This is a genomic window from Leclercia sp. M-A074-M, from assembly GCF_965195605.1.
Classification (GTDB): Bacteria; Pseudomonadota; Gammaproteobacteria; order Enterobacterales; family Enterobacteriaceae; genus Enterobacter.
In genome coordinates, this window is record NZ_CBDAHM010000002.1 from 152,652 (window position 1) to 165,754 (window position 13,103).

14 protein-coding genes are annotated in these 13,103 nt (G+C 54.2%); 6 read left to right on the forward strand and 8 right to left on the reverse strand.

Translation table 11 applies throughout. The annotated features are described in order from the left end of the window. The first annotated feature begins 235 nt into the window (after positions 1 to 235). Complete coding sequence (locus ACOKCT_RS04385) at positions 236 to 799, forward strand: winged helix-turn-helix domain-containing protein (RefSeq protein WP_159340235.1); 564 nt, start codon at positions 236 to 238, stop codon at positions 797 to 799. Between the two features lie 362 nt (positions 800 to 1,161). On the opposite strand, the gene epmB is transcribed toward ACOKCT_RS04385, so the two are convergent. Continuing rightward, positions 1,162 to 2,193 carry an EF-P beta-lysylation protein EpmB gene (epmB, locus tag ACOKCT_RS04390; RefSeq protein ID WP_103177947.1) on the reverse strand — a complete coding sequence of 344 codons (1,032 nt, stop codon included), beginning with the start codon at positions 2,191 to 2,193 and terminating at the stop codon, positions 1,162 to 1,164. Between the two features lie 40 nt (positions 2,194 to 2,233). Here epmB and efp point away from each other — a divergent pair, with 40 nt between their 5' ends. The 3 genes from efp to ecnB all read left to right on the forward strand — a co-directional run bounded on the left by efp (position 2,234) and on the right by ecnB (position 3,251). Further along, positions 2,234 to 2,800 (forward strand): elongation factor P, encoded by a 567-nt coding sequence (gene efp, locus ACOKCT_RS04395; protein WP_103822981.1) that lies wholly within the window; start codon positions 2,234 to 2,236, stop codon positions 2,798 to 2,800. A gap of 93 nt (positions 2,801 to 2,893) precedes the next feature. After that, positions 2,894 to 2,998, forward strand: coding sequence for an entericidin A/B family lipoprotein (locus ACOKCT_RS04400; protein ID WP_371816544.1), 105 nt, complete (start codon positions 2,894 to 2,896; stop codon positions 2,996 to 2,998). Between the two features lie 106 nt (positions 2,999 to 3,104). Next, entirely contained in the window at positions 3,105 to 3,251 is a 147-nt protein-coding gene (ecnB, locus tag ACOKCT_RS04405) for a lipoprotein toxin entericidin B (RefSeq protein WP_103177950.1), read from the forward strand. A gap of 65 nt (positions 3,252 to 3,316) precedes the next feature. On the opposite strand, the gene ACOKCT_RS04410 is transcribed toward ecnB, so the two are convergent. Beyond that, positions 3,317 to 3,904, reverse strand: a complete 588-nt coding sequence (locus ACOKCT_RS04410; protein WP_159340233.1) for a helix-turn-helix transcriptional regulator — start codon at positions 3,902 to 3,904, stop codon at positions 3,317 to 3,319. Positions 3,905 to 4,175: 271 nt separating this feature from the next. Between ACOKCT_RS04410 and sugE the strand changes: the two genes are divergently transcribed. After that, positions 4,176 to 4,493 carry a quaternary ammonium compound efflux SMR transporter SugE gene (sugE, locus tag ACOKCT_RS04415; RefSeq protein WP_014882209.1) on the forward strand — a complete coding sequence of 106 codons (318 nt, stop codon included), beginning with the start codon at positions 4,176 to 4,178 and terminating at the stop codon, positions 4,491 to 4,493. Here the strand turns inward: sugE and ACOKCT_RS04420 are convergent. The 5 genes from ACOKCT_RS04420 to frdA all read right to left on the reverse strand — a co-directional run bounded on the left by ACOKCT_RS04420 (position 4,490) and on the right by frdA (position 8,401). Continuing rightward, the gene (locus ACOKCT_RS04420; protein ID WP_103177952.1) at positions 4,490 to 5,020 is read right to left on the reverse strand and encodes a lipocalin family protein; all 531 of its coding nucleotides are present in this window, start codon (positions 5,018 to 5,020) and stop codon (positions 4,490 to 4,492) included. The genes sugE and ACOKCT_RS04420 overlap by 4 nt on opposite strands. Positions 5,021 to 5,107: 87 nt before the next feature. Next, positions 5,108 to 5,467 (reverse strand): fumarate reductase subunit FrdD, encoded by a 360-nt coding sequence (gene frdD / locus ACOKCT_RS04425; RefSeq protein WP_103177953.1) that lies wholly within the window; start codon positions 5,465 to 5,467, stop codon positions 5,108 to 5,110. 10 nt (positions 5,468 to 5,477) lie between these two features. After that, positions 5,478 to 5,873, reverse strand: a complete 396-nt coding sequence (frdC, locus tag ACOKCT_RS04430) for a fumarate reductase subunit FrdC (RefSeq protein WP_103177954.1) — start codon at positions 5,871 to 5,873, stop codon at positions 5,478 to 5,480. A 10-nt stretch (positions 5,874 to 5,883) separates the two neighbouring features. Then, positions 5,884 to 6,618 carry a succinate dehydrogenase/fumarate reductase iron-sulfur subunit gene (locus tag ACOKCT_RS04435; RefSeq protein ID WP_103177955.1) on the reverse strand — a complete coding sequence of 245 codons (735 nt, stop codon included), beginning with the start codon at positions 6,616 to 6,618 and terminating at the stop codon, positions 5,884 to 5,886. Beyond that, positions 6,611 to 8,401, reverse strand: coding sequence for a fumarate reductase (quinol) flavoprotein subunit (frdA, locus tag ACOKCT_RS04440; RefSeq protein WP_103177956.1), 1,791 nt, complete (start codon positions 8,399 to 8,401; stop codon positions 6,611 to 6,613). Before frdA ends, ACOKCT_RS04435 begins: the two co-directional genes overlap by 8 nt. A 309-nt stretch (positions 8,402 to 8,710) precedes the next feature. On the opposite strand from frdA, the gene epmA reads away from it, so the two are divergent. After that, a complete protein-coding gene (gene epmA, locus ACOKCT_RS04445; protein ID WP_103177957.1) occupies positions 8,711 to 9,688 on the forward strand; it encodes an elongation factor P--(R)-beta-lysine ligase in 978 nt (325 codons plus the stop codon). Positions 9,689 to 9,773: 85 nt separating this feature from the next. Here epmA and mscM read toward each other — a convergent pair whose 3' ends face one another. Continuing rightward, complete coding sequence (mscM, locus tag ACOKCT_RS04450; protein WP_103177958.1) at positions 9,774 to 13,097, reverse strand: miniconductance mechanosensitive channel MscM; 3,324 nt, start codon at positions 13,095 to 13,097, stop codon at positions 9,774 to 9,776. Positions 13,098 to 13,103: the final 6 nt, after the last annotated feature.

The following is a 13,103-nucleotide window of genomic DNA, read 5'->3' on the forward strand; positions in this document are numbered from 1 at the left end:
TCGCAATGGTGATTCATATTGTGTTTAGCCAAGGTGAAGAAGGAGATGGTTAATGTGAAATCAGAATTATCATTTTTATCTGGATGTGATAATCTTCATTCATATAAGCCAAAGCACATGCACCTGGTGTTTAAAGTATCTTTTTTCAAAGAGTTATGTATCTATCATGGTTTATGTTTATGGTTTTTGGTGATGTATTGTTATTTTGCATAAATAAAGGGTAGGGAGATTCTTTATGTTATTCAATTCTTACATGATAAATGATAAAGTTATATTTAATGTGAATAAGAGTGAACTTCAGTCATTAACGGATAATGGTGTTACGGTGACCTTAAATGCGCCTACAGCGCGATGTTTGCAGCTATTACTTGATAGTTCCGGAAAAGTGATTTCGCGTGAGAAATTTTTGGATGAGGTTTGGAATGCGAGAGGAGTGGTGGTTTCAGAAAATACGTTTTACCAAAACATTTCACTCCTCAGGAAATCTTTAATCAGAGCCGGGCTCAATAACGAAATAATTATAACGGTAAGAAGACGTGGTTTTGTTATTTCTGAAGGAACGGTAATCAAAATGCTTCCTCCAGACGAGAAGGCAAGTTCTGGGGATCAAATTCTTCATAAGAGAATTATTCAGGATGTAAATAAAAGTCAGTTGCTAGCAATACAAACGGGACTACCAAAGAAAAAAATGGAGGGTTATTCATATAATATATCAAAGCTTTCAGTAAAACTGTCATTTTTAACACTTGTATTAATGGGGTTTATGACAGTAGCTAATATAATAATATGTTTCATTTAAATGAAGGGGGAATGATTTTATAGAAGCTTGTGAGGATCTTTTTTATTATTTATCCCAAGTGTTAATGTGACTGTTTTAAAAACCCAAAGCATGAGATCCCGCTTTTTAACGGGGTGGAGCGTGCGTCGGATGGTGTTACGTTTGAGGCTGCAGGTTGTGGGAGTGCACTTTCTTACTATTGCCTATTAGTGCAAACCCCAATTCCGAACCTTTCATAAACTTTTTTGCTGAAGTGAAGATAGCATCAACGGATATTGCCCACTGTTTCATATGATGGGTCCTTTTTAATAATATTCAGCCAGCCCCCATACTTCTGAAAGGAGATAGGGGGCTACCGGTATTTGTTACGGCCGAAAGAAGGCTCAGGAACGCTGCTTCAGGCCCAAATCCAGCGGCGTCTTACTGGGCTCCCCCCCAATCTCACGCGCCAGCTTAGGCACCATATAACCGGACACCAGGGTTAACAATTCACGCATTATGGCGCGCGCTTCTTCATCATCGACCATAAAGTGCGCCGCACCCTGCACCTTATCCAGTACATGGATGTAATAGGGCATTACCCCGGCATCAAACAGGGCATTACTCAGGTCGGCCAGCGTTGCCGCACTGTTATTCACACCACGCAGGAGAACGCTTTGATTGAGTAATGTCACGCCAGCACGTCGCAGTTTTGCCATTGCAGCCCGAAACGTATCGTCAATCTCGTTGGCATGGTTGATATGGTTGACCAGCAAGATTTGCAGCGAAGAACGCGCCAGCCGGTGAGTCAGCTCATCGGTAATACGTGCCGGGATCACAATGGGTAAACGGCTGTGAATGCGTAGCCGCTTGATGTGCGGGATCGCTTCCAGCTGCGTAATTAACCACTCCAGCTCATGATCTTTCGCCATCAGTGGGTCACCGCCAGAAAAGATGATCTCATCCAGCTCCGGATGAGCGGCGATGTAATCAAGCGCCGTCTGCCAGTTACGCTTGTTCCCCTGGTTATCGGCATAGGGGAAGTGGCGACGGAAACAGTACCGGCAATTTACCGCGCAGCCGCCCTTAACCAGTAACAGTGCGCGATTACGGTACTTGTGCAGTAAACCGGGCACCACGCTGTTCTGCTCTTCAAGGGGATCGGTGCTGAAGCCGGGGGCGGCGATAAACTCATCCTGCGCGGTCAGCACCTGTTTTAAAAGCGGATCGTCAGGGTTGCCTTTTTCCATTCGCGCAACAAAAGCGCGGGGAACACGCAGCGCAAACAGACGTTTTGCGTCACGCCCGGCAAGGAGTTTTTCGTCAGCGTCTACATTCAAAAGACGGAGTAGTTCATCAGGACTGGTGATTACATCGGCAAGTTGCAATAACCAATCTTCTCTGGACGGGGTATTTAGGGTTACAATATGCGCCATTTTGTGGCTTAGCTACCAGTTAACAATTTCAGAGGGCCTTATGGCGACTTACTATAGCAACGATTTTCGTGCCGGTCTTAAAATCATGATGGATGGCGAACCGTACGCGGTTGAAGCCAGCGAATTCGTTAAACCAGGTAAAGGTCAGGCATTCGCACGCGTTAAGCTGCGCCGCCTGCTGACCGGTACCCGTATCGAGAAAACCTTCAAATCCACCGACTCTGCCGAAGGCGCAGACGTTGTTGATATGAACCTCACCTACCTCTACAACGACGGTGAATTCTATCACTTCATGAATAACTCTACTTTCGAACAGCTCTCTGCTGACGAGAAAGCCGTTGGCGACAGCGCGAAATGGCTGCTGGATCAGGCGGAGTGCATCGTGACCCTGTGGAACGGCCAGCCTATCGCTGTGACCCCACCAAACTTCGTTGAGCTGGAAATCGTTGAAACCGATCCAGGTCTGAAGGGTGACACCGCAGGTACTGGCGGCAAGCCAGCTAAACTCTCTACCGGTGCTGTGGTTAAAGTTCCACTGTTCGTCCAGACTGGCGAAGTGATCAAAGTTGACACTCGCTCTGGTGAATACGTTTCTCGCGTGAAGTAATTCATTTCGGGATGTTGGGCGCAGCACTCTGCTGCGCCTTACCATTCTAAAGAAGGGTCATGGAAGATGTCGCGTCCACTCAAAATTATCCTGATGACAATGATTGCCAGCGCTCTGCTTTCCGGCTGCAACACCGCCCGTGGTGTTGGGGAAGATATCAAAAGCCTGGGTAACGCAATTTCGCACGCCGCCTCCTGATACTTTCTACTTTTCCTAAAAATTCTTCCTTTTCCGTCACTCGTCGGGATCCTGGCTATGCTTATGTTGCTGTACACAATAACTTTGCCTAAAAAAGGAAGACATTATGCTTAAGAAAACATGTGTAGCGATCTTTTCTGTCCTGGTGCTTTCATCTGTATTAACCGCCTGTAATACCACTCGCGGCGTCGGTGAGGATATCTCCTCTGGCGGCAGCGCGATTTCTGGCGCAGCAACTAAAGCACAGAACTAAAGCACAGGCGTAATTTTGGGCGGTACGGTGCTGAATATCCAATCGCCGTACCCTCAGTTTACCGCTCAGGGCAGTGACAGAAACGGCGAGTACCGGGTATCCATGTGCAATTTCATCCGAATATTGCGCTTGTAGGTATAAACCGTTTTTCCATGAATCCTCAGTTTGCTGGCAATGATGTGGTTGCTGGCACCCTCCATCCATAGCATTAACACCTTCTCCTCCTGGCGCGTTAATAGTGGCGTCGCGACGGGCCCTTGCTCACTGACTTCCTGCGCGGCTAAGGCTTTATTAACCGTCTGTGCCAGCATCTCCAGCCGGACCGTTTTAGACAACGATGCCCATAATGGGAACGTATCTAAAAATGCTGACATTTCAGGATGTTCTTCGGAATGCAGCAAAATGAAAGGTATGGTTTCACTGGCGCTCATCACCGAAGAAAGCTGCTGGATGTGCTGAATATCTGACATAAAGCCTTGAAAATCAGCGATGACTAGCGCCGGTTTCCACTGCAGAATATGCTCTCTGGCAAGATAGAGATTGTTAAGGCCCGTCACCAACACGGGTGAAGGAAACAGCCCTGAATGATTGATCCACATTTCCAGGCCCTTACGGGTGTAATGACACCGGTCAATCAAGAGAATTTTGAACATTTTATTTCGCAATTGGCAAAGTAGGGTCGCTTCCTGCTATCAGGAAGAGCCTCATCATAAAGAAGTCGGATGAGTAATAAATGACTGAATTTCGCAGCGAATTGCGTCTATTTCCTGGCTTTAATATCTCAACTATTGAATAAAACAAACGAGTTGAAAAATGAATTCAGGCTCTTCACAATAGGAAATTCCTATCCCTTACAGGACGACCTGTAAGTGTTTCTTTCATCGGGGACGGCCCCAGACTGTTATTTAAGTTAAGGAGCCTCATATGTCCTGGATCATTCTTTTTATTGCCGGTTTACTCGAAGTGGTATGGGCCATCGGCCTGAAATATACCCACGGCTTTACGCGCCTCACCCCCAGCGTGATTACCGTTTCCGCCATGATTGTGAGCATCGTGCTGCTCTCCTGGGCCATGCGTTCGCTGCCGGTGGGCACGGCTTATGCCGTATGGACGGGGATTGGTGCGGTAGGGGCAGCTATAACCGGGATTTTACTGCTGGGCGAGTCCGCGAGCCTGGCGCGTATCGCCAGTCTCGCATTGATTGTTGCCGGTATTATCGGGCTGAAGCTCAGCACCCATTAATGGGTCTGCTCAACCCAGATAAACTTACTGACATCAAATCCCTGACGCGTTGCGGAATTCAGTAACGCTTGTTTCACCTCATCTGAAATCGTCGGTGTGCGGGAGAGGATCCACAGGTAGTCACGATCTGGCCCGCACACCAGCGCATGCCGGTAATCTTTATCCAGCGCAATCACGTTATAGCCGCCATAAAAGGGGCCTATGAAGGAGACTTTCAGCGCTGCGGTATCAGACGCGCCGGTAAAGTACGCCTTGCCCGTCACCTTCTGCCACATGCCGCGTGCAGGATTGTAGCCCCGGTTGATCACCTGAATTCCCCCGTCTTGCATCAGGCTGTAATTCGCCGTCACTTTTTCCAGTCCACGTTCAAAACGGTGGTCAAAGCGGGCAATTTCATACCAGGTACCAAGGAATCGCTGGACTTCAAAAGGACGAACGACCGTCACGCCCCGGGGTGGGGTAGGGGAGCTACAGGCAACAACCAGAAACGCAACGGTAACTGCGGCGATGACAGGCAGGATGCGCATAGGAATATCCTTACAGGATTTTTGTTAAGTGTAGAACCTGTCAGGAATTTTGCTCTCCCACCGGCAGGCGGGAGAGCGGGGGAGAGATCACATAAAGACGACGGCAACCAGCGTGACGACGCTCAGAATAGCCGCCAGACCGTAGAACACCCATTTACCGTTAGGCACGTGGATCTTCAGGTCATGCATGGCGTGATGGATACGGTGCAAACCGCACCACAGCGGCAGAACAATCATCAGGAAGATGAATACCCGACCAATAAAGCTGTGGGCAAAGGCCAGCACCCGCTCGTAGCTCAGCGCATCGCCAGGATAGAGCCCCAGCGGCAGCATAATGCCTACCAGCAGAATAATGACCGGCGCGATAATGGCGCACCACATGCCGCCTGCGCCAAAAAGCCCCCAGAAGAGGGGTTCATCGGAGCGTTTTGGATTTGGATTAATCACGGTGCTCTCCTTACCAGAACAGGGCTACGCCAAGAATCACCACGGTTACTACCGCAGTCACCACCCAGAGTCCTTTAATGACTGGCTCTGGCCCAAGTTTTTCGTTTTTCACGATAATATTTGCTGCTTTTGGCGCCAGTTCAAACCAGGTTTTGGTATGCAACAGCGCCGCCGCCAGTACGATGATATTGAGGATCACCACAATCGGATTCTGCAGGAATCCGACGAAACCGGCCCAGCTTTCCGGACCGTGTTTAAGGGCAAACAGGCCGTACATCAACTCAATACTGAACCACACCGCCGGTACTGCCGTGCCTTCACGCAGCATATAGAAGCGATAAAACGGCAGATTTTTCCACCAGGTGGACGGCATCGGCCGTACATAGGCTTTGCGTTTAGTCGTCATCATGCACTCCTTAGCGTGGTTTCAGGGTGGCAATAAGAAAGTCTTTCGAACTTTCCACCTTACCCTGTTGGATCGCGGCGGCCGGATCGACATGCTTCGGACAGACTTCCGAGCAGTAGCCGACAAAGGTACAGGTCCATACGCCGTTCTGGCCGTTCAGCTGCGTCATACGTTCCTTCTTGCCGTGATCGCGGCTGTCTTCGTTGTAGCGGTGCGCCAGGGTAATGGCTGCTGGCCCGATAAACTCCGGATTCAGGCCAAACTGCGGGCAGGCGGCATAACACAGACCGCAGTTGATACAGCCGGAGAACTGGTGGTATTTGGCCATCTGCGCCGGGGTCTGTTTGTTCGGCCCTTGGTCTGGCGTGCGCGGGTTACCAATGATGTACGGCTTAATGGCTTCCAGGCTTTCGATAAAGTGGGTCATGTCGACCACCAGATCGCGCTCAATCGGGAAGTTCCCCAGAGCTTCGACTTTCATGCCCTTCGGGTATTCACGCAGGAAGGTTTTACAGGCCAGCTTCGGCACCTTGTTGACCATCATGCCGCAGGAGCCGCAAATGGCCATACGGCAGGACCAGCGATAGCTCAGGTCCGGCGCCAGATTGTCTTTGATGTAGCCCAGCGCATCCAGCAGGGAGGTCTGTTCATCGTAAGGCACTTCATAGAAAGCACTGTGCGGGGCGCTATCCACTTCCGGGTTATAGCGCACCACTTCGACTTTCAGGGTTTGCATCTCAGCCATTCGCCGTCTCCTTCTTATCGGCTGCTTCCGCTTCTGCCCCGTAAACGCGTTTCGCCGGTGGCAGCGTGGTGATTTTCACGTCGCTGTAGTCCAGACGGGTCGTGCCGTCCGCATCGCGATAAGCGAGGGTGTGCTTGAGGAAGTTCACGTCGTCACGCTCGGTGCAGCCTTCGTCCAGACGCTGATGCGCGCCGCGCGACTCTTTACGCGCCATGGCGGAGTGCGCCATACATTCGGCCACATTCAGCCCGTGGCCCAGCTCAATGGTGTAGAGCAGATCGGTGTTGAAGACGCTGGAGGTATCCGTCACCCGCACGCGTTTGAAGCGCTCCTGCAACTCAGCCAGCTTATCGATGGTTTTCTGCATCAGCTCCGGCGTACGGTAAATTCCGCAGCCCTCTTCCATAGAGAGTCCCATCTCATCGCGGATCTTCGCCCAGTTTTCGCTGCCTTCCTGATTCACCAGATTTTTCAGGCGCTGCTCGACATCGGCTGCCTGCGCATCAAGCGCGGCGCCGTTCGCCTCACCAGCAGCAGCGGCGCGCGCAACGGCCTGCTCCCCGGCCAGACGGCCAAACACCACCAGTTCCGCCAGCGAGTTTGAACCCAGGCGGTTAGCCCCGTGCAGGCCAACGGAGGAGCATTCGCCCACTGCAAACAGGCCCTGAATGCGGGTTTCACACTGCTGATCGGTTTCAATACCGCCCATGGTGTAGTGTGCGGTGGGACGCACAGGAATCGGATCTTTAACCGGGTCGACGCCGACATAGGCTTTGGACAGTTCGCAGATGAACGGCAGACGTTCCAGCAGTTTTTTCTCACCCAGGTGGCGCAGATCGAGGTAGACCACATCCCCGCGCGGGGTAGAGATGGTGTTGCCTTTGCGCCACTCATGCCAGAAGGCCTGAGAGACTTTATCGCGCGGGCCAAGCTCCATATATTTGTTCTTCGGCTCGCCAAGCGGGGTTTCCGGGCCCATGCCATAATCCTGCAGATAGCGATAGCCGTTTTTATTGACCAGAATACCGCCTTCACCGCGGCAGCCCTCGGTCATCAGGATCCCGGAACCCGGCAGGCCGGTCGGGTGATACTGTACAAACTCCATGTCGCGCAGCGGAACGCCGTGCTGCAACGCCATGCCCATCCCGTCGCCGGTCACGATGCCACCGTTGGTGTTATAGCGGTAGACACGCCCGGCCCCGCCGGTCGCCATCACCACGGCATTGGCGCGGATCTGGACCAGCGTACCTTCCATCATGTTCATCGCCACCAGGCCGCGAGCCTGGCCGTCATCGACCAGAATATCGAGGACGAAATGTTCGTCGAAGCGCTGGATCTGGGGGTACTGGAGTGACGTCTGGAACAGGGTGTGGAGCATGTGGAAGCCGGTCTTATCGGCGGCAAACCAGGTACGCTCAATTTTCATACCGCCGAAGCGCCGCACGTTGACGCTGCCGTCATCCCGGCGGCTCCACGGACAACCCCACTGCTCAAGCTGGGTCATTTCCGTCGGACAATGATGAACGAAATAATCAACGACATCCTGCTCGCATAGCCAGTCGCCGCCGGCCACCGTGTCGTGGAAGTGATAATCAAAGCTGTCATGATCCTGCGCGACGGCGGCGGATCCCCCCTCGGCGGCAACCGTATGGCTGCGCATAGGATATACTTTTGAAATCAGGGCGATTTTAGCGTTCGGATTAGCCTGGGCTGCAGCTATCGCTGCGCGTAATCCTGCTCCGCCAGCGCCTATAATGGCAAGATCGGCTTGAAAGGTATGCACGACATTCCTCCAGATTTTTGATATTCGCATCACGACTACCCTTGGGTAGTGCAGGGCCCAGGAGGGCAAATGCGAAGGCGATTCCACTGCTCCTTTATGGGTAACGCAGTATAGCCGCAGGGAAAGAAGGGAAATTTGACGTGTTCGATTTTTTTGCGGTTATTTCCCTTCATTTATCACTGCAATTGATGAATTGCGTCACGTAATTATTGGAGGTTATGAAAACCCTAAAATTCATTGGGCAAAATTTGTCTCCGCCCTGGGTTGCGAGTAGACTTCGTCCCCTTGTCTGAAATCGGAGAAATTCTCATGAGCGAAACGGCCACCTGGCAGCCGAGCGCATCCATCCCCAATCTGTTAAAACGCGCTGCAATTATGGCGGAGATCCGCCGCTTCTTTGCCGACCGCGGAGTGCTGGAGGTGGAAACGCCCTGCATGAGTCAGGCGACGGTCACGGATATTCATCTGGTGCCGTTTGAAACCCGTTTTGTTGGCCCTGGTCACTCTCAGGGGATGAATCTCTATCTGATGACCAGCCCGGAATACCATATGAAACGCCTGCTGGCAGCCGGGTGTGGCCCGGTGTACCAACTGTGCCGCAGTTTCCGCAACGAAGAGATGGGGCGTCATCACAATCCGGAATTCACCATGCTGGAGTGGTACCGTCCGCACTATGACATGTACCGCCTGATGAACGAGGTGGACGACCTACTGCAACAGGTGCTGGAGTGCCCGGAAGCGGAAACGCTCTCTTATCAGCAGGCTTTCCAGCGTCATCTGGAGATTGATCCGCTCTCGGCTGACAAAACGCAACTGCGTGAAGCGGCAGCGAAACTGGATCTCAGCAATATTGCCGATACCGAAGAAGATCGCGACACGCTGCTGCAGATGCTCTTTACCTTTGGTGTTGAGCCGCAGATTGGCAAAGATCGTCCGACCTTCGTCTATCACTTCCCGGCAAGCCAGGCGTCACTGGCGCAAATCAGCACGGAAGATCACCGCGTGGCGGAGCGCTTCGAGGTTTACTTTAAAGGTATTGAACTGGCGAATGGTTTCCATGAGCTGACCGATGCCCGGGAGCAGCAACAGCGTTTCGAACAGGATAACCGCAAGCGTGCCGCACGCGGCCTGCCGCAACAGCCTATCGACCACAACTTACTGGGTGCGTTAAAAGCGGGCCTGCCGGACTGCTCCGGTGTGGCGCTGGGTGTCGATCGTCTGGTGATGCTGGCGCTGGGCGCCGAGCAACTGGGTGATGTGATTGCGTTTACCGTAGATCGCGCCTGAGATGTTGTTTGCCCGGCGGCGCTGCGCTTGCACGGGCCTACGGATTTTGTAGGCCGGGTAAGCGTAGCGCCACCCGGCATTTGCACTACAAACTCCCCGCCGGGCGCTGCTTCGCCGCCGACGTCAAGGTTCTTCCCGTCTTACGTCCATCCAGCGTTTCCAGGCGCATCTGGAACGGTGGGAACGGCATATCGATGCCGTGTTCACGGAAGCCCGCCAGAATCAGCTGGTGGATCTCATGACGCAGCGGCATACGATGGCCCATCTCCGCCGCGTAAATACGCAGTTCGAAAATCTGGATCCCCTGCTGTAAATCCACCAGGAACACTTCCGGCTCCGGGGTGCTGATCACCAGCGAGCAGCGCTCGGCCGCCGTGTAGAGGATCTGCGTTACCTCTTCGCTGTTGGCATCCGACGGTGCCGGCACGGTCAGGACCACACGCGTGACGGAGTCAGACAGCGACCAGTTAATAAACTGCTCGGTGATAAACGCCTTGTTTGGCACGATGATCTCTTTGCGGTCCCAGTCGCTGATGGTGGTAGCGCGGGTGTTGATTTTGGTGATGCTCCCGGTCAAATCGCGGATCGTCACGGTATCGCCAATACGAATCGGCTTTTCAAACAGGATGATCAGGCCGGAGATAAAGTTGGCGAAGATCTCCTGCAAACCAAACCCGAGCCCCACCCCGAGCGCAGCCACCAGCCACTGCAACTTCGACCACTCAATGCCGATCATCGAGAAGCCCACCAGCCCGCCAAAGAGCATCAGCAGGTATTTGGTGATGGTGGTGATGGCGTATCCGGTTCCTGGGGTCAAATCCAGATGCTGCAACAGGGCCAGCTCCAGCAGCGCCGGGAAGTTCCGGATCAGCTGGGTGGTGATGATGAAGACCAGAATGGCAATCAGGACTGCGCCGAGCGTAATCGGCTCCAGACTCTCCACGCCCTGTACCGTCGAGGTTACATCCCAGAGGGTGATGTTCTCCAGGAAGCCAAACGCCGAATGAATTTCCGACCACAGGAAGATAACGGAGAGCAGGGCGATCAGCATCAGGATGGATCGTACCAGCCGCAGTGACTGGGTACTGATGGCATCCAGATCCAGCTCGGTTTCATCTACCTCTACTGCCCCCTCGGTACTGAGCATGTGAGGTGGCTCCTCTTCACCGCGCGCACGCTGGGCGAGGATTTCGGCCCGGCGGTTTTTCGCCCGGTCGAAGGCCAGGCGACGGCGCTGGATCAGCATCCAGCGGCGGATCACGTGGTAGACCACCAGCAGCAGGAACCAGATCGCTACCGAGGTCTCAAGACGCGCCAGCAACGCCTGAGCGGTGGCCAGATAGCCGACGGCCGCCGCGAGGATCGCCGCCAGCGGGGCGCCGAGCAGCAGATTCCACAGCATATGGTTGACCATGTTATCGCCGCTACCCTCTTTGTCGAGATAGAGCGGGATCCCGGCCTTCTTCAGGCTCAGCGTCACCACCGCAAGCGCACCGCAAATCAGCATAAAGCAGAGGCGACCCAGCGAGCCGGAAAACTCCCGATCGTTGAGGTTATCAAACATGATCAGCGCCATAATCAGCGGCACGATAAGCCCGATGCTCATCAGGTAGTAGCGCATGGCCCGCGCCACGCGATTACGCGGCCAGCCAAAGTGGGCGACAAACAGCCCGTTCGGACGCGCGAAGGTGGCGCAGATCATCACCACCCACAGCAGCGGCACGGTAGCCGTTACCCCGAAACCTATCGCCACCGCCAGCGGGTAAGGCCAGGCTTCGCGCAGGCCATAACCCAGGGTCATCCACAGCACCGGCAGCGGTGAGGCAACCAGAATCGACCAGAAAACCGTGCGCAGCGTGAGCCAGAAATGATCCTGCGTCACCTTGCCTACACGGGCGCTGGAGCGGTCAAGGAAGCGGGTGAAATGGCGACGCGAATAAATGCTGAATCCGACCAGGATCAGCGCCCCCAGCAGCGGGAAAATCGTCTCCTTGCTGGTGAGCATCATAATGCTGGCTTTGCCAAGCTGGCTGAAGGTATCCAGCGAAATCAAGCGGCGCAGGTCCTGAACAATATCAATCGGCCAGGAGAAGGAGACGGGGCGCACGTCCGAGGTCCAGAACAGATAGCGGTGGGTCGCCTCGTTGACCTCTTTTAACGCATCTTCCAGCTGGCTGTTCGATACTTTCAGTTTGGTCAGTTCAAGCAGCAGCGTATCGCCGCCCTGCAACAGAGAGTTCAGCAGCTCGCGCTGCGTTCTCAGCTGGGCTTCCAGAATCCGGTTTTGTTCGGCGGTCAACGGCTTGCCATCCGGCTGGTGGATCTGGCGCAACTGGGGCTGCTTATTCAGTTGATCCTCAAAGCGCAGTCGCTGTACGCGCAGCTGTGCCATTTCGGTATCCAGCTGCTGCGGTTTTGGCATCTCGGGCAGACGCGCAACCTGAGCGCGCAGCGCCTCGCCCAGCAGATTCGACGAACCCAGCCACTGGGACTGTTCGCGAAGGGTATTCAGCGCCTGGCGCACCTGCAGGGTCTGACTGGTTGCCTGACGTTGCTGCGAGGCCACCAGATCCATACGCTGCGCCTGCTGGTTAAGCGCGGCCGAAAGCTCCCGGTTGACTTTGAATTGCTCCACGATGCCGGACGGCAGGTTCTCGCTATTCTCCGCCAGCATCTCGGTGCTTTCCAGCGCCCGCTCAGCTTCACGCTGGCGCTGGCTGTTCAGCTGATTGCGCAGCGCCTGAAGATAAGCGTCCAGCTGCTCACCCTGCTTTTTCGCCAGCTCAGAGCGCATACGGGCCAGCTCCTGACGGTTGTTAGCCGAGAGTTGCGCCAGCTCCAGTTCATCCACCAGGGCTTTTAATCTGGCGGACTCCGCCTGCATGCCGAGATTCTGTGCCTGGTTAAGGGGGGTATTGCCGGTTTGCGCCCCGGCCCGGCGTTCAACCTCATTGAGCTGGCGGCGGGCGTCGGTTTGCTGCTGTGGTAGCTGATTCAGCGAGTCGGCGATATCCCGGGCACGCTCCTGCTCCTGCTGCGCCTGGCGGGTTTTTTCCAGTAGCTGGCTGCTGACCTGTAGGATCTCCTGGTTGAGCGCGTCAGAGGTTAAGCCCGCGGGCACCTGACGTGGCTCTTCACGGATATCGCTCAGCTGCGCGCGGAGGGTTTGCGAAAGTTTGGGGAAATTATCGATAACCTGCTGATACTGCGTGGCACGCTCAAGGGAGCCTTTACGCTCCTCAAGGGCGTTCAGCGCAGCCTGGAGCACCTCTACGGTTTCTGGCTGGGCGGGTTTTGCCGCCTTTGCCTGCTCCAGTTCTTGCGTGATTTGTTTGGTATCGGGGGCCGTCGCTGCGTAGGCCCCCATACTGAGGCACCAGGCCATCAGAAAAGTGATAATCAGGCGCACGTCAGT